Annotated in this window: 18 protein-coding genes and 3 pseudogenes; 12 read left to right on the top strand and 9 right to left on the bottom strand. The window is 57.5% G+C overall.

Annotated features, from left to right (window positions below; genetic code table 11):
• The 9 genes from R3C98_RS16615 to R3C98_RS16575 all read left to right on the top strand — a co-directional run.
• Positions 1-274, top strand: a 274-nt coding sequence (locus R3C98_RS16615; RefSeq protein WP_371315182.1) for a hypothetical protein, incomplete at its 5' end; no start/stop codon positions are given.
• Positions 271-1800 (top strand): nitrate reductase subunit beta, encoded by a 1530-nt coding sequence (narH, locus tag R3C98_RS16610; protein WP_371315181.1) that lies wholly within the window; start codon positions 271-273, stop codon positions 1798-1800. The genes R3C98_RS16615 and narH, both read left to right, overlap by 4 nt.
• Positions 1801-1803: 3 nt before the next feature.
• Entirely contained in the window at positions 1804-2487 is a 684-nt protein-coding gene (gene narJ, locus R3C98_RS16605; RefSeq protein WP_371315180.1) for a nitrate reductase molybdenum cofactor assembly chaperone, read from the top strand.
• Positions 2484-3683, top strand: a complete 1200-nt coding sequence (locus R3C98_RS16600) for a hypothetical protein (protein ID WP_371315179.1) — start codon at positions 2484-2486, stop codon at positions 3681-3683. Before narJ ends, R3C98_RS16600 begins: the two co-directional genes overlap by 4 nt.
• Positions 3684-3708: 25 nt before the next feature.
• The gene (gene narI, locus R3C98_RS16595) at positions 3709-4479 is read left to right on the top strand and encodes a respiratory nitrate reductase subunit gamma (protein WP_371315178.1); all 771 of its coding nucleotides are present in this window, start codon (positions 3709-3711) and stop codon (positions 4477-4479) included.
• Positions 4476-5609, top strand: coding sequence for a peptidylprolyl isomerase (locus tag R3C98_RS16590; RefSeq protein ID WP_371315177.1), 1134 nt, complete (start codon positions 4476-4478; stop codon positions 5607-5609). The genes narI and R3C98_RS16590 overlap by 4 nt, the downstream gene beginning before the upstream one ends.
• Before the next feature lie 15 nt (positions 5610-5624).
• The gene (locus R3C98_RS16585) at positions 5625-6185 is read left to right on the top strand and encodes a hemerythrin domain-containing protein (protein WP_371315176.1); all 561 of its coding nucleotides are present in this window, start codon (positions 5625-5627) and stop codon (positions 6183-6185) included.
• Entirely contained in the window at positions 6182-6820 is a 639-nt protein-coding gene (locus R3C98_RS16580; protein ID WP_371315175.1) for a carbonic anhydrase, read from the top strand. Before R3C98_RS16585 ends, R3C98_RS16580 begins: the two co-directional genes overlap by 4 nt.
• Entirely contained in the window at positions 6777-7388 is a 612-nt protein-coding gene (locus R3C98_RS16575; RefSeq protein WP_371315174.1) for a molybdenum cofactor guanylyltransferase, read from the top strand. Before R3C98_RS16580 ends, R3C98_RS16575 begins: the two co-directional genes overlap by 44 nt.
• 252 nt (positions 7389-7640) lie before the next feature.
• Here the strand turns inward: R3C98_RS16575 and R3C98_RS16570 are convergent, their stop codons facing one another.
• Positions 7641-8054, bottom strand: a complete 414-nt coding sequence (locus R3C98_RS16570) for an Rrf2 family transcriptional regulator (RefSeq protein ID WP_371315173.1) — start codon at positions 8052-8054, stop codon at positions 7641-7643.
• A gap of 88 nt (positions 8055-8142) precedes the next feature.
• On the opposite strand from R3C98_RS16570, the gene R3C98_RS16565 reads away from it, so the two are divergent.
• Together R3C98_RS16565 and R3C98_RS16560 are read left to right on the top strand one after the other, a co-directional pair.
• Positions 8143-8601 carry a group III truncated hemoglobin gene (locus R3C98_RS16565; protein ID WP_371315172.1) on the top strand — a complete coding sequence of 153 codons (459 nt, stop codon included), beginning with the start codon at positions 8143-8145 and terminating at the stop codon, positions 8599-8601.
• A gap of 2 nt (positions 8602-8603) precedes the next feature.
• A complete protein-coding gene (locus R3C98_RS16560) occupies positions 8604-9146 on the top strand; it encodes a hemerythrin domain-containing protein (RefSeq protein ID WP_371315171.1) in 543 nt (180 codons plus the stop codon).
• Between the two features lie 3 nt (positions 9147-9149).
• Here the strand turns inward: R3C98_RS16560 and R3C98_RS16555 are convergent.
• The 5 genes and pseudogenes from R3C98_RS16555 to R3C98_RS16535 all read right to left on the bottom strand — a co-directional run.
• Positions 9150-9342: pseudogene (locus R3C98_RS16555) on the bottom strand (transposase); the annotation flags it as partial.
• Between the two features lie 221 nt (positions 9343-9563).
• Positions 9564-9977 (bottom strand): YciI family protein, encoded by a 414-nt coding sequence (locus R3C98_RS16550; RefSeq protein WP_371315170.1) that lies wholly within the window; start codon positions 9975-9977, stop codon positions 9564-9566.
• The gene (locus R3C98_RS16545) at positions 9974-10885 is read right to left on the bottom strand and encodes a polysaccharide deacetylase family protein (protein ID WP_371315169.1); all 912 of its coding nucleotides are present in this window, start codon (positions 10883-10885) and stop codon (positions 9974-9976) included. The genes R3C98_RS16550 and R3C98_RS16545 overlap by 4 nt, the downstream gene beginning before the upstream one ends.
• Positions 10872-11813: a polysaccharide deacetylase family protein gene (locus R3C98_RS16540; protein ID WP_371315168.1), complete on the bottom strand. Its 942-nt coding sequence runs from the start codon at positions 11811-11813 to the stop codon at positions 10872-10874. The genes R3C98_RS16545 and R3C98_RS16540 overlap by 14 nt, the downstream gene beginning before the upstream one ends.
• Entirely contained in the window at positions 11813-12481 is a 669-nt protein-coding gene (locus R3C98_RS16535) for an isochorismatase family protein (RefSeq protein ID WP_371315194.1), read from the bottom strand. The genes R3C98_RS16540 and R3C98_RS16535 overlap by 1 nt, the downstream gene beginning before the upstream one ends.
• A 242-nt stretch (positions 12482-12723) precedes the next feature.
• On the opposite strand from R3C98_RS16535, the gene R3C98_RS16530 reads away from it, so the two are divergent.
• A complete protein-coding gene (locus R3C98_RS16530) occupies positions 12724-12879 on the top strand; it encodes a hypothetical protein (protein ID WP_371315167.1) in 156 nt (51 codons plus the stop codon).
• A gap of 151 nt (positions 12880-13030) precedes the next feature.
• On the opposite strand, the gene R3C98_RS16525 is transcribed toward R3C98_RS16530, so the two are convergent.
• The 3 genes and pseudogenes from R3C98_RS16525 to R3C98_RS16515 form a co-directional block, all read right to left on the bottom strand.
• Positions 13031-13216: an MFS transporter gene (locus R3C98_RS16525; protein WP_371315166.1), complete on the bottom strand. Its 186-nt coding sequence runs from the start codon at positions 13214-13216 to the stop codon at positions 13031-13033.
• 232 nt (positions 13217-13448) lie between these two features.
• Positions 13449-13859: pseudogene (locus tag R3C98_RS16520) on the bottom strand (MFS transporter).
• 53 nt (positions 13860-13912) lie between these two features.
• A pseudogene (locus R3C98_RS16515) lies at positions 13913-14509 on the bottom strand (MFS transporter).
• Positions 14510-14644: the final 135 nt, after the last annotated feature.

Below are 14644 nucleotides of genomic sequence, written 5' to 3'. Positions count from 1 at the left end.
CCGTGAAGGGACCATGTTCATGTATCACGCACAGGAGAAGATCGTGAACACACCAGGATCCGAGATCACCGGCAAGCGGGGCGGTATCCACAATTCTGTCACCCGAGCGATCCTCAAGCCGACCCATATGATCGGCGGCTATGCCCAGCTTTCGTATGGCTTCAATTATTACGGCACCGTCGGGTCTAACCGAGACGAATTCATCATCCTCCGGAAGATGAACAATGTCGACTGGCTGGACGCGCCTGCTGCTCAACTGGAGGGTTCAAAATGAAAATTCGTGCACAGATAGGGATGGTCCTAAATCTGGACAAATGCATCGGGTGCCACACCTGCTCGGTGACCTGCAAGAATGTCTGGACCAGCCGGGAAGGTGTTGAATACGCCTGGTTCAATAATGTCGAGACCAAGCCTGGCATCGGCTTCCCCAAAGACTGGGAGAACCAGAAGCGATGGAACGGGGGGTGGCGGCGCAAGAAGAATGGCCGGATCGAGCCCAGAATGGGAGCGAAGTGGCGGATCCTTGCCAAGATCTTTGCCAACCCGGACTTGCCGGAGATTGACGATTATTACGAACCGTTCGACTTCGATTATGCTCATCTCCAGACCGCGCCGGAAATGAAGGCGTTTCCGACAGCGCGGCCGCGTTCGAAGATCTCCGGCGAACGCATGGAGAAGATCAAATGGGGACCGAACTGGGAGGAAATTCTTGGAGGCGAGTTCGAAAAGCGAAGCCAGGACTACAATTTCGAAGGGGTAGAAAAGGCGATCTACGGTGCTTTTGAAGAAACCTTCATGATGTACTTGCCACGCCTGTGCGAGCACTGCCTCAATCCGACCTGTGTTGCGGCTTGCCCTTCCGGAGCAATCTACAAGCGCGAGGAAGACGGTATCGTCCTGATCGACCAAGACAAGTGCCGCGGCTGGCGTATGTGTGTGTCGGCCTGTCCCTACAAAAAGGTCTATTACAATTGGGAGAGCGGAAAGTCGGAGAAATGCACATTCTGCTACCCGCGCATGGAAGTTGGCCAGCCAACCGTGTGTTCGGAAACGTGTGTCGGGCGCATCCGCTATCTGGGCGTGCTGCTCTATGATGCGGACAGGATCGAGGCGGCCGCCAGTACGCCGGATGAGCAGGACCTGTACCAGGCTCAACTCGATGTCTTCCTGGATCCCAGTGATCCCGAAGTCATCGAGCAGGCCCGTGCTGACGGTGTCCCGGACGCCTGGCTCAGGGCAGCACAGCAAAGCCCGGTGTACAAGATGGCGATGGAGTGGAAGGTCGCCTTTCCGCTCCATCCTGAATATCGGACATTGCCGATGGTCTGGTATGTCCCGCCACTGTCGCCGATTCAGTCGGCGCTTGCCGCCGGGGCGCTGGAAAGCGACGCAGACATGCCGGAGGTCTCATCGATGCGGATCCCGGTTCGCTACCTTGCGAACCTCCTGACGGCAGGCAAGGAAGAACCCATCGTCGCTGCGCTCGAACGGATGATGGCGATGCGCAAATACATGCGCGCCAAGTCGGTCGAGGGCGTCATCGACCATCCGACGGCAGAGCGCGTCGGGCTGAGTGCCGCCCAGGTCGACGAAATGTACCGTTATATGGCGATCGCCAATTATGAGGACCGGTTCGTTATCCCGACCACCCACCGTGAAACCAGCGAGGATGCATACGGACTCCGGGGGGGGTGCGGTTTCACCTTCGGGAATGATTGTTCAGGCGGGCGGACGGAACTGGGCTTGTTCGGCAAGGACAAGCGTCCGCGTACAAAAACCAAGACACCCATGGAGATCTGACCAATGGCAAAGACTTACCGAGCGCTCTCCCGCCTCCTGTCATATCCGGAGGCACAGCTCCAGGCAGAAGCAGAACTGTGCGTAGATGTGGTTCGGCAGGAAGGTCTCGTGCCGGAACGTATCGTAAATTCACTCGGCAAGCTGGCTGACCATATCGCGAGCCACGATCTGTATGCCGTCCAGGCAGCCTATGTGGATTTGTTCGACAGAACACGGAGCGTATCGCTGCATCTGTACGAGCACGTTCACGGCGAAAGCCGGGAGCGCGGGCCTGCCATGGTCGGACTGGTCGAGCTGTACCGGACTCATGGCCTGGAAATGGAGGTCAGCGACCTGCCGGACTATCTTCCGGTGTTCCTCGAATTTCTCTCGATCTTGCCCGAACCAGATGCTGCCTCGCTTATCGGTGAAGCTGCACATGTTCTCGAGGCGATCGCCGAACGTCTCAAAAAGCGGCGCAGTCCCTACCGGGCCGTATTCGGGGCCTTGCTGGCAATATCAGACCGCCCCGCTGATCAGGCTGCTGTGGAGAGCCTGCTTGCGATCAAGGACGATGACCCCAGTGATTTGGAGGCATTGGACAAGGCCTGGGAGGAGGAAGCTGTGACCTTCGGTCCCGGACCGGAAAAGGATGGCTGTCCAAAGGCGCAGGCCATGCTCAACACGATGCAGGGAACGAGGCAATGATACGCGGTCTTTCAGCCTGTCTCCCTGCGCTGGCTGTCATGGCGCTGGTTGCCCCGGCACAGGCGCAGGAGACCGGGCAAATTGTCAAACCGATTCTGGATCTCCGGCTTCGCGCGGAGCAGGTCGATCAGGACGGTCTCGACAGCACGCTGGCCCTGACTCTTGCGGGCCGGTTCGGGCTTGACGCGAAGTTCGGCAACGGATGGAGCGCGCTAGTCGAAGGCGAAGCCGTCGGGCACATTACCAACGACTTTTCCGATACGGTGGATACAGTACCAGGAAAGGCGGTGATCGCGGACCCGGAAGCATTCGAACTGAACCGCCTGCAGGTCAGCTGGAAAGGCGAAGCGGCGAACGCCACACTGGGCCGCCAGAGGATCATTTTCGATGATGCCCGTTTTGTCGGCAATGTGGGGTTCCGTCAGAATGAGCAGACTTTCGATGCTGTCCGGTTTGGCATTGCAGGCTTCCAGAATGTCAGTCTGGACTATGTGTATGTCGACAAGGTGCATCGCATTTTTGGCGACGAGAGTCCTGTCGGGGAGTTCGAAAGCGATTCGCATCTGGTTCGTGCCGGCGTTACGACGGCACTTGGCGACTTCGTGGCGACCGGATTGTTTCTCGATTTCGATGAATCGGCCGCTGCCTCCGGACAGACGCTGGTACTTGGTTGGTCCGACTCCTGGAAACTGGAGGCGGGCAGGTTCGGTCTGAATGCCCGGTTCGGGCAGCAGAGCGAATATCACGGAAGAGGTCCAGCGCAAGACCTCGGCTATCAATCCTATGGCGCGAGTTTCGCAAGAAATGATCTCACACTCATTGGCGGCGTCGAGATCCTCGAAGGCGCCGGTGGACGTGGATTTGCAACCCCGCTGGCTACCTTGCATGCCTTTCAGGGGTGGGCGGATGTATTCCTCAACACACCCGCCGCTGGCGTTCGCGATTCCAGCCTGGGACTGAAGGGCGCTGGGGTCGGATTGATCGATGGGGCCAAGCCAGCCAGCTGGGCGGTCTTTTACCATGATTTCGACAGCGACAATGGCGATCTGTCCTATGGATCAGAATTTGATGCGGTCTTTCGTGTGCCGATCAATGGCTGGCTCACCTTTGAAGCCAAAGGAGCTGTTTTCAGTGGCTCAGACAATGGGCCTGCGGACAGGACAAAATTCTGGGTGGCATTGGAAACGCGCTTCTAGCCACCCCTTGTAAAGGAGGCCAGTCATGGCTCAGGAACATGTGAGTACAATTGCCAGCGCCAGCTGGTTCGACCAGGCCATGTTTGGCTATTACCCCTATATCGCACTTGCTGTGCTGGCGATCGGGTCAGTGCTCCGCTTTGACCGTGAGCCTTACACATGGCGCTCGGGATCGTCGCAGCTTCTGCGCCGCAGGCAGCTGGTGACCGGTTCCGTACTCTTCCATGTCGGTGTGCTGGTGATATTCGGGGGACACTTTGTCGGTCTGCTGACGCCGATCGCGGTGTTCGATGCACTCGGTATCAGTCACGGCGCCAAGCAGGTTCTTGCAATGGTCGCGGGTGGGGCTGCCGGAGGCTGTGCTATTATTGGTGCGCTGATCCTTCTGCACCGGCGTCTTTTCGACCCGCGCATCCGCGCAACATCCAGTTTTGGCGACACGGCGATCCTTGCGCTCCTGACTGTGCAGCTCGCGCTCGGCCTGTCCACGATCCCGCTCTCGGCGCAGCATCTCGATGGCTCGGAAATGGTCAAGTTCATGAGCTGGGCGCAAGGTATATTCACTTTCCAGCCAGGTTCAGCCGACTATATCTCGGATGTACATTGGGTCTTCAAAGCACATTTGATTATTGGTCTGACCATCTTTCTGGTGTTCCCGTTTACGCGTCTGGTTCACATGCTTTCTGCCCCGGTCTGGTATCTGGGGCGGCGCGGATGGCAATTAGTTCGTACACGCCGCGATATCAAGGCGGATAAGGCCCGGGCGGCAGACATTGCGGCGCGGAGGGTGCCATGAGTATGGCTGTAGCGGTTTTTCACGGTGTGGAAGTTCCTGAAAGCCTTATGGCGTCCGAGCTTCAGAATCATCAGGCGCCAACTCTGGCTGAGGCAAGGGTTCTGGCGGGGCGAGCGCTTGCCGCCAAGGCTGTGCTGCTTGCGAGAGGCCGGGCGCTTGGTCTGGACGCCGCACCGGAAAAAAATTCCGATGGGCAGGAAGAAACGCGCGATGAGGCATTGATACGGACCGTCCTCAGTGAGGAAGTCGATGCTGAGCCAGCCACCGACGAAGCTGTTCGCGCGGTGTACGAGGGAAATCCCGAGGGATTTCGCTCGCCGCCGCTCCTTGAGGCATCTCATATCCTGATCGCGCCCGCAGAGGCCAGTCCTGCGGCCGTGCAAACCGCGCAGCAAGAGGCACGGAAGCTGATTTCGGACCTTCAGGCAGACCCACCGGGGTTTGCGAGACTGGCGGCAAGCAAGTCGGCATGTCCGTCGGCGGCGGAAGGCGGCGGTCTTGGCCAGCTCCGCCCGGGAGATGTGCTGCCCGCCATCTGGTCCGTGCTCCAAGACATGGATGCGGGTACAATTTACCCCGAACCTGTGCTCAGCGAACATGGCTGGCACATCTTGCGGCTCGATCACCGGTCTGATGGCGAACGCCTGCCGTTTGATTATGTCCGGCCGCATATCGCGATGCAGCTGGAAGCCCGGGCCTGGACAAGAGCGGCTGCGGTATATGTCGATCGCCAGCTCGCGGAGTCTTCTGAGCACCCGGGCCTTTGCCTGACAGAAACAGGGGAGCTTTCTGATGGAACCGGGAATATCGAGAAGGCTGACGGACTGCTGGGGCAAGCCCTCAAGGATGTCGGACGCGCATATGAGGCGCTCGGCTCGGCTGTCCGGGAGAGGCTCGATCATGCTGCTTCCAGCGATGGGGAGCGTGCAACGGCGCTACTCTCCCGGATGATCCGCACGTTTCTGGCCAAAGCCGATGATGAAACCTGGACACAGCTGATCTCGCGTTTACGCGACAGCGACACGCCGCTCACGGATTGCCTTGAACTGATTGTAAACCACCAGCTTCCACCTCTGCACAAGACACACACGCTGATCACAACACGACACGGGCCGCGAACGCCCCCCTAGGGAAAGGAACAGGCCATGGACAATGCCGGGGAGTTCAATCCGATCGAGCCAATCCCGCACGACCTGCTCCGGGAACCGCTGATATGGTTTTTCGCCGAGCATTATCGTCATCGTGACGTTTGTGCGCGGCTCAGCGACCTGTCGCGATCAATCGTCTTCGATGACGTGGCCCTTCGTGACGTTTACGTTTTCCTGGACCGGGACCTGCCATTGCACGTGATCGACGAAGAGGATGACCTCTTTCCATTGCTCCGCCGGCGCTGTGAGCCCGACGACCAGATCGAGAAAGTGCTTGGAATGCTTTCAGCCGAACATGCCAATGACATGATGGATGCGACGGCGGTCAAGGCTCTCGTGGCGAGAGCGCTTGCAGAACAGAGCGGGCTTGCGTCCTTTGCGGAGGCCCGTTCAACCATCGAGCCTTTCTGCCAGCAGCAGAAGCGCCACATCGCCATGGAAAATGCGGTGGTCCTTCCTATCGCAAGGCATCGCCTGAACGAAGCGGACCTGATCAGCCTCGGGCAGCGGCTCGCGGCGCGCCGCGGGCTCGGTGATCCGTTCAAGAGCGCCCCATGATCCGGACATTACTTGAAAACAATATGCATTGGGCCAGTGCGCGTGTCCGTGCTGAGCCCGACTTCTTTCGTCGATTGTCAGCTCAGCAAGCACCCGATTATCTCTGGATCGGCTGTAGCGACAGCCGGGTGCCAGCCAATGAGATCGTAGGCCTCGACCCCGGTGAATTGTTCGTGCACCGTAATATCGCAAACCTTGCGCCCCCGCGTGACATGAACTTTCTGGCGGTGCTGCAGTTTTCGATCGAAGTGCTGAAAGTGCGTCATGTCATTGTCTGCGGACATTACGGTTGCGGCGGTGTACGCGCTGCGCTGGACACACAGAGGCGCGGGCTGATCGATCACTGGCTGCAGCCTGTCGCCGATCTCGCGCACAGACATGTCGACCATCTCAAGAAGATTGCTGATTTCGACACTCGCGTGAACGTTGCGTGCGAGCACAATGTCCGGGCACAAGTCGAGTATCTCGGCCATAATCCTTTCGTGACGGACGCCTGGCGGCGCAACCAGAAACTCGCGATACACGGCTGGATCTATTCAATCCGGGACGGTCTGCTGCGCGACCTGGACCTGACTGTCGAGCGCCCGAAGGATGTGGACCGCCTCGCGTCGAGAGCGTGGTTTCCTAATGGATAGGGTTGGGGTTGTCATCCTGGCCGGCGGGTTTGGAACCCGCATGGGCGGTGGTAAGTCGGAGCGATTGTTCCGCGGGCGCAGGCTGATCGATCCCGTGATTGATCTTGTCAACGCCTGGCATGTGCCTGCCGTCATGTGCGTGCGGGAGCCAGCACAGGTGAAGCAAGAGCCGTTCGGGTGGATATTTGATCGCCCGGACATTGACGGCCCTCTGGCCGGATTGCTCGCCGCCTTCGAATGGGCGCGTGGTGAAAGCCTGGACCGATTTCTTACGCTGCCTTGCGATACACCTTTCCTGCCCGCTGATGCCCTTGAAAAGCTCTACGGCGCTTCAGAAGCCAGAATGCGACCGGCCGTTGCTGTTTCGAACGGGCGTCGGCATCCGGTGTGCGCGGTATGGCCGGCAGAGTCATTTGGCCGTGTTGAGACTTACGCCGAAGCGGGCCGGCGCAGCCTGGTTGGAGCTCTTGAAGCCTGCGGCGCTGTCGATGTGACGTGGCCGGAAGGAGATCCGGACGTGTTCGTGAATATGAACACACCAGAGGATCTGGTCAGGTTCGAAAGTTGACGGTCTTCCGGTGGGCCTGATGCAGCTTTGGGCTGCCTGCCAATCCGTCAACCGCAGTTTGGCCGGCCCTATCGAGATTATAATTGATCCGGGATGAGACTCACATTGGCTCTATCGTGAACGAACGATCGCCCGAGCGACCAGGTTTGAAAATGTATCGTGCGGCATCAGTGTCTGTTTGCTTACAGTATCCAGTACAGGATATCAGCAATCGGATGGGGAAGGTGACTTTCTAGACTGATAAGTGGTCGTTTATATTTTTGTGCTCGCCAGCGAAATGTCCGCCAATGTGCTTTGGTTAAGGTCGGCGAGGAAGGCATCACCGGCAGACTGCAGGCGGGTCCGGAGGCGGCAATGACGAATAATCGAACAGCTTCCGCCGCCGTTGGCGAAGCATTCCACGAGCGCTTGGCCATCTTCGAGAATTTCGACCAGATCGCCGAGTTTCAGGTTCTGCGGGGCTGTGACCAGTCTGGCTCCTCCGCCGGCGCCGCGCCTTGTGGTGACCACGCCAGCTTCGACCAGTCGCTGCATGATCTTGGCCAGATGGTTTCTGGAGAGCCCGAATTCCTCAGACAATTGTGCGGTCGAAAGCGAGCAGTCAGGCGCTGCTGCCATACGCATAAGCATGCGCAGCCCATAGTCTGTGAAAGAGGTGAGACGCATTGTCTCCCCTTGTCATACAAAATTGGCATTTACAATACCAATTAAGCCGAATAGCCATAATTCTGTTGAATGTCTTCGGGAGCGTCACGTGGCCGAAAAAGATCTACCGCGGATTGTCGGGTATTCGGTGCGCCCTCAGGAGACGGCCGCACTTGTCGAACAAACCGGGCTCGACGAAACGATTCTGGCCCGGCTGGTTTCAGTCTTCTATGAACATGTCCGTTCTGATCCGGGGCTCGGTCCTATTTTTGAAGCGCGGATAGAGAACTGGCCGGCGCATCTGAGCCGGATGGTGGATTTCTGGTCGTCGGTCGCGCTGATGACGGGGCGCTATCACGGAACGCCCATGCAGGTGCACACAGGACTACTGGTGGACGAATCTCACTTCGAACAATGGCTGGCCCTGTTCCGGAAGGTGGCCCGTCAGGTCTGTACGCCGGCAGGTGCCGATTATGTGATTGAGCGCGCCGAGCGTATTGCTCGGTCAATTCATCTTGGGGTCTCTGTGCATGCAGGTATTCCGCATAAGGCGAGTAGGAGCACTTGAGGATGGTTTTGCCAGAAACGGCCGCAGAGCTGACCACGTATATCGAAGGCCGCTTTCATGCGCGCCACAGGGAGCAATTGCCGGAGCTCAAAAGCCTTTCAGCGAAGGTGGAGGCAGTGCATGCAGAGAGCCCGCATGTGCCGGCTGGTCTTGCGGATCTTCTCTCGGACATGATTGGCGAACTCGAAGTGCACATGAAGAAGGAAGAGCTGGTGCTGTTTCCGGCAATCCGCCAGGGTCATGGCGCGTATATGGGGCATCCCATCGCCGCCATGCGCGCCGATCATGATGATCACCTCCGCGCAATCATGAAAATCCGTTCTCTGACGAATGATATGACCTTGCCGGAGCATGCATGCGGAACCTGGCGGCGGCTTTACGAAGGTCTTGATGAATTCCTTGCCGATATCGAAGAGCATATCAGGATCGAGAACGATATCTTGTTCCAGCAATTCGACAGTGAATTGGAGGCGAGGCCGAGGTCTTACGCTTCATCCCCCTGCATGGCACACGAGTTCGATGATGACGATGGCAGACCAATTTGAAGGCACATCCTGAAGGACCGCCTTGTCGAGGTTGAACCCTGCGACAAGCTTCTTCAACTGGGGGGTCTCATCGAGAACCTGCTTCATCTCGCGGACCTGTTCAGGCTCCAGGCGACCATACGTCTTCTTCGACCTGTAATAGGTCTGCTCGGTGATCCCCATCTGGCGGATCAAGTCTGTCACAGACGTCCCCCATCTCAGCCCGCTTGAGAGTCGATACGATCTATTCTGTGGAAAAGCGCTTCTTCGTCATGTCGAACTTCCTCATTTCAGGAAATCCGCTGGTAAACTAACACACTTTCTGGACCACTTTCACTAGATCACGTCATGATCAGGCGCGTGCGGTCGTCTTTTTTGCCAGCGGTGTTTCCGTCGCGCACCAGCACCGTCGTGTGTTTGATATCGTAGGTCATCTATCTACAGCCCCTTGCTTTGATCTTTTGGTGGGCCACCAGCCGCTCTATGGGCGATCGCTTCAGCGCTTTCCCAAATCTTGCCGCCGATGTACTGGCCAATGGAGTTGGTGAACTCGGTGTACTCGACATGCTGATACATACCGCAGGTGAGATAAGGGTCACCGTTCATCAGGGCCTGAGCTTCTTCCAGACTGTCCGCCAATACAAGAAAGACAGAACCAATGAGGGCTTCCCCGCCCGGTTCGCGGATAGGGCCAGCGGTGACATAACGGTGCCAGTGATCCTCAACGTGCTTTAGATGTCCCGCAAGATGAGCCTTACGCGAACCTGCGCTGGCAGGGCGGTCGCGGCAGATGATGAGGTAACAAGTCTGGGTCAGCTTGGGCACGTGGGGCGGAGGCGAGGGACCGGTCATTTGGCTGCCTTCTTAAAGGCATCAGCCATCTCGCGCGCGGTTAGAATATCGAGTCCGTCCATTGCGGCAAGACCGGCCAAAATGCGCCGTAGCGCGCGGATGCGGAAAGGTTGGCCGGCGATGTAGGGTGTCAAGGTAAAACCGAGCGCCTGCGCGCCGCTGCGCTCGTAATCAGCAACACAATAGCGCGCCGCTTCCAGCACCTGATCTGCCCATTCATCGGGGCTTTGCTGGCGGTCTGCCATCAGTTTGAAATCAGATAGTTCGTTATAATTGGGCAAGGCGACGAGCGCGCCATGCGCTGTCGCCAGCGGCAGGGGGCGGTTGTCGGCCTCCCAATCGAGACATGTTTTGAAGCCAGCTTCTGTGAGTAGGTCTGGCGTGCGGTAACTTTCATTGCGCGCAGGGCTCATCCAGGTTGTGGCGTCAGGGAACGTTGCGCGAGTATCAGCAATCAGCGCACGCTCGTCGGCTTCGCTGAGGCCATCATGGTGGATGTGCGCTGTGGAGACGCCGTGCGCGGCAATCTCGTGACCGCCTTCGCGAATGGCGTCCATGAGCGGTGAATAGCGCCGCGCGACCTCAGCGTTGACAACAAAAGTTGCATGCAAGCCTTCAGCAGCCAGTTCCTTAAGGATGCGGAAGATCCCGACCCGGTTGCCATAATCACGTACCGTGAAATGTCGCAGGTCCGGATAGGGCGTTTTCATTGCACCTGGATGCTTGAACGGTTCTGCTGGCGGGTTGAGTGGGAAAAATTCAGCCGGAACAATCAAGAGGGCAGCAGCTTTGGCGCCGGATGCCAACGCCATGGGCGAACGCCGGTCAGCGGGGTCCCAGCCGTAGCGGTCGTTGTCCATGCCATGCTTGCGGGCGTCATATGTGAGGTATTCATCAGGCAGGGGCAAAACCGGTTCCTCCTGTCGCGACGCCGCGGGCTGCAATGTCTTTCAGAGATGTATCCCAACAATGTTCGCGGAAATACGCGGCGATCTCAGTGCCTGTTGCAAACCACACATCATCCCTGTGGGAACAAATATGCTGCAATGCCGCCTCAAAGGGCGCAAGCCTGTGCGGTTGACCCACCAGATAGGCGTGCAGCGGAATGCACATGACGGTACCGCTGGATTCGCCTTCTTCCAGCAATTGGTCAAAATGGTCGATGAGCATGCGTGTGTAACGCGCAGGCGAATAGCCCATAACTGAATAGGTTATGACGTCATTGACCTCGAGCGAATAAGGCATCGATACCAGCTTGCCTTTTTTTGTCTTGATGGGTTGGGGTTGATCGTCCTGAAATAGGTCACAGGTGTACCAGAAATCATGCTCTGCGATCAGATCGAGTGTGTGTTCGGTATGGGTGAGGGCAGGGGCGAGATAGCCGCGAATCCGTTGACCGGTCGCGCGCTCAACTGATTGAATACTATCTTTGAGGACGGCGATCTCCTGCTCGGGGCTCATCCCGTAGGAGAAGCGCGTATTGTAGATGCCGTGGGAGAAGAATTCCCAATTTCGCGCAGCGCATGCTTCGATGATTTCCGGGTGATGATCGACCAAGCCGACCGAGAGTGAGATCGATCCGCGCAAGTGATACTTGTCGAAAAGATCCATCATCCGCCAATGTCCGACCGTGTTGCCCCAGGTGCGCTGGGAATAACCGACAATATCAGGATTGCCGCGCGGCCAGGGCTGGCGCTTCCCATTTAGAGGCGGGCTGAACTCGTAGTACTCGATATTGGGAGCAATCCAGAAGGCAAGTTTCTTGCCGCCCGGCCACGTGATCTTGGGGCGTCCAGCATAAGGCCAATAGTCATAAAGGTTCGGATCAGCGTGCATCAGGCTTTGTATCCTTCAATCCAGTCATATACTTCAGCGACGTCCACCACGTCAGCGTATTTGATCAGGAGGTCTGTGAGATTGGCAAAGTGGTAGCTCTCATGCTTGTCAGCAACACATTCAATGGGAACGATCGCGCGGTAACCATAAGAGAGGGCATCGACAGCGGTGGCGCGCACGCATCCACTGGTCGAGCCGCCCGTGACAATCACGGTGTCGACCTTGTGCCAGGTCAGGAAGCTCTGGAGCGGGGTTTCGAAGAACGCGCTTGGCATACGCTTGGTGTAGACGGCGTCCACAGCGGAATCGATGTTCAGACGGTCATCGAACTGCGTCCGGTCTGACCCGTATTTGATGTTTTGCAGACTGTCCGGTGTATCAGTGCGTGTCCCCCACACGCCGGCATCGGCAGCATTTTGCATATAGGCGACATGCGTCCAGATCACGGGCAATCCCTTGGCGCGCGCCGCGCTTGAGATCGCATCAATGTGTTCGATCTGGCGCGGGTCCGTGATGTAGGCGGTCTTGTAGAGGTCCGGACGCGTATAGGCCTTTTGAGGATCGACGTTTACAATCGCAATCTTCTCACCAAAGCCAAACCTCGCGCGCGCTGGATTGGCACGAACTTCTTCGAAAATCTGACGGGCGGTCTTGTCAGAATTGACCATAGTGGGTTTGGAAAGATCGTGTGTCATCGCGGTTCCTGCTTACAATCAGATGATCTATCAAATGATATAACTTTTGAGGCACGTCCAGTGCGGAGAGAAGTTTTTATAATGGATGGAACAATGGCGACAGGTTTCAAAGGCTATTTGCAACTTTGCTTCTGGCTGGACTTGGGGCATGTGCGCATCACGGAGCGGCGCCCGCTGACGCTGCCAAGGCCATACCCGTCACCAAGACAGCCTGCATGATCTTGATGGGAGCGGTAACCGATAAGGGCGCGTTCATCGCCAGATACGCGTCAAAGCTGCCGCCGGTCTACGAGAAATATGACGGACACTATCTCGGCATGGGCGGCACGCATAAATGGTGGATGGGGGAGTTTCGATGTGTTTTTGGTTGAGGGACTACCAAAGCAGACAAATGCGGCGGAAAGGTCGGAATGATCGGGAGCACCTCCTGATTCGTAGTTTCCGCGATTAAGTCGTCTGCGTCGGATCATTGGTTGTATCAGCCGCCAGGTTTTGGTTGAACGACACTGCGTTCACATGACGTTACAACATAGACGGCACTGGTGGGGGCCAACTGCCCTGATGCAGTGCGTGGAGCGTATCCATATCGGCATCATCATTGATTGCGCGGCGCTCGCTTTGCGGGACGTAATCAAGCCATCGTAGGAAGCGGTACTTCTCGTTCCACACTTCGGGGTCGCTCAGATCGCGTAGCAGTGTCCAGTCCATCGCGGCGCCTGGCGCGGCGATGGTGGTTCATGACGACAAGGAAGCTCGGAATGTTGCGTTCAGGTATACGGGTACTGGACCGTCAAATGTACCGGTCCGGCGCGTGGTTTGATTGGGAACTTTATGTCAGGCGCGCGCCAGCGACCGACAAGTCCGAGATTGAGATCTTCCGTGTCAGGCAGGGGCGCGAATAGGCCAACAATTAGGCCGATAGACTGAACAGCGGTCATGATCAGGACGCCTCAGCGACGCCAAATTGTTCCGACAGGCTACCGCAGATCCAGCTTCCCGCCGCTATCGTCCCCAAGACCGACATTTGGTAAAGTGACAAGGCCCGTGCCCGCACTCAGCGCGGCGCGGACATCTGGACGGCCGCGTTCACCATCGCCATGGTCACAAGCCAGGCCGCCCCGAAGACGATCGGATCAGTCATGTTCAGCGCGAGCCAAGAACTTCCGGCAACAATGAAGGCACCGATGTTCATGGTGATCACGGTGATGCAGATCGTCATCTCTTTGGAGAAATGATCGCGAATCCTGCGACTCGCCAGCGCGTCAATCACCGCGCTGGCCGCAAACGCACCAGAAAGAAGTCCGAACGTGACAGCATCACCGCCGATCAAATAGTCCGCAACGAGTGGCAAGAGTGAGGGAACAGCGCTTGCGGCGATGCCAACTATAGTGGCGACAGCGACACCTATCGCGCGCCCGCCACCATCGCGGTTTGCAAACCTTCCCGAAGCGAGGGGCGCTCGTGTTCTTCCGACCGCCAATTCAGAAGGACGCAGATCAGCCCGATAGAGCTGAACACATTTAGCGTGAATGCGGCGGCGGCACCCAACGCGGTGACGATCATGCCGCTGAGAGCTGGATCGGCCGTGCGGGCAATATTGAAGCCCATGCTGTTCATCGACACAGCTGCAGGAATTGTTGCCCGCAGTACATTATCGCCCGCCATTGCCTTCCATGAAGGTGCATTGATCGCGGTGCCGCACCCAGTCAGGAAGGTGAACATCAGTAGTGGTCATGGTGACAGAAGGCCGAACCAAGCGAACAGGCATAACAGCACGGCGACCGCATACATGTAGATCTGCACAACCCGCATGACTGTTCGGCGCGGCACGTTGTCTGCGATTGCGCCGGGCAAGAGTGCGAGGATCATGATTGTAAGCGTGACAGATGCTTGCACCAGGGCAATCTGGGTCTTCGACCCATGCATCTCGACCTTCATCCAGGCCGCGCCCACAGCCTTGACCAGGCCGCCAAATTGAGACGCAACGCTGGTGAACCAGATGCGCCGTTAGATCGGGACCGAGAACGGCTGGGGCCTGTTGGGTGAGGAGACTTTTCCAGAATTGCGGTCATTCAATAATCTTGCGCTTGCGAGGCGGGCGCGAGCTCGACAAAGCTAGTGATGTTCAAGCCGGCT

It is taken from the genome of Hyphomonas sp. (assembly GCF_041398465.1).
Classification (GTDB): Bacteria; Pseudomonadota; Alphaproteobacteria; order Caulobacterales; family Hyphomonadaceae; genus Hyphomonas.
Note: the sequence above shows the minus strand (reverse complement) of the source record. Positions and strands in the feature narration are given on the sequence as shown.

Coding starts and splice junctions, on each gene's coding strand:
- narH (WP_371315181.1), top strand. CDS start 271: ATGAAAATTCGTGCACAGATAGGGATGGTCCTAAATCTGGACAAATGC.
- narJ (WP_371315180.1), top strand. CDS start 1,804: ATGGCAAAGACTTACCGAGCGCTCTCCCGCCTCCTGTCATATCCGGAG.
- R3C98_RS16600 (WP_371315179.1), top strand. CDS start 2,484: ATGATACGCGGTCTTTCAGCCTGTCTCCCTGCGCTGGCTGTCATGGCG.
- narI (WP_371315178.1), top strand. CDS start 3,709: ATGGCTCAGGAACATGTGAGTACAATTGCCAGCGCCAGCTGGTTCGAC.
- R3C98_RS16590 (WP_371315177.1), top strand. CDS start 4,476: ATGAGTATGGCTGTAGCGGTTTTTCACGGTGTGGAAGTTCCTGAAAGC.
- R3C98_RS16585 (WP_371315176.1), top strand. CDS start 5,625: ATGGACAATGCCGGGGAGTTCAATCCGATCGAGCCAATCCCGCACGAC.
- R3C98_RS16580 (WP_371315175.1), top strand. CDS start 6,182: ATGATCCGGACATTACTTGAAAACAATATGCATTGGGCCAGTGCGCGT.
- R3C98_RS16575 (WP_371315174.1), top strand. CDS start 6,777: ATGTGGACCGCCTCGCGTCGAGAGCGTGGTTTCCTAATGGATAGGGTT.
- R3C98_RS16570 (WP_371315173.1), bottom strand. CDS start 8,054: ATGCGTCTCACCTCTTTCACAGACTATGGGCTGCGCATGCTTATGCGT.
- R3C98_RS16560 (WP_371315171.1), top strand. CDS start 8,604: ATGGTTTTGCCAGAAACGGCCGCAGAGCTGACCACGTATATCGAAGGC.
- R3C98_RS16550 (WP_371315170.1), bottom strand. CDS start 9,977: ATGACCGGTCCCTCGCCTCCGCCCCACGTGCCCAAGCTGACCCAGACT.
- R3C98_RS16540 (WP_371315168.1), bottom strand. CDS start 11,813: ATGCACGCTGATCCGAACCTTTATGACTATTGGCCTTATGCTGGACGC.
- R3C98_RS16535 (WP_371315194.1), bottom strand. CDS start 12,481: ATGGTCAATTCTGACAAGACCGCCCGTCAGATTTTCGAAGAAGTTCGT.
- R3C98_RS16530 (WP_371315167.1), top strand. CDS start 12,724: ATGATCTTGATGGGAGCGGTAACCGATAAGGGCGCGTTCATCGCCAGA.
- R3C98_RS16525 (WP_371315166.1), bottom strand. CDS start 13,216: ATGGACTGGACACTGCTACGCGATCTGAGCGACCCCGAAGTGTGGAAC.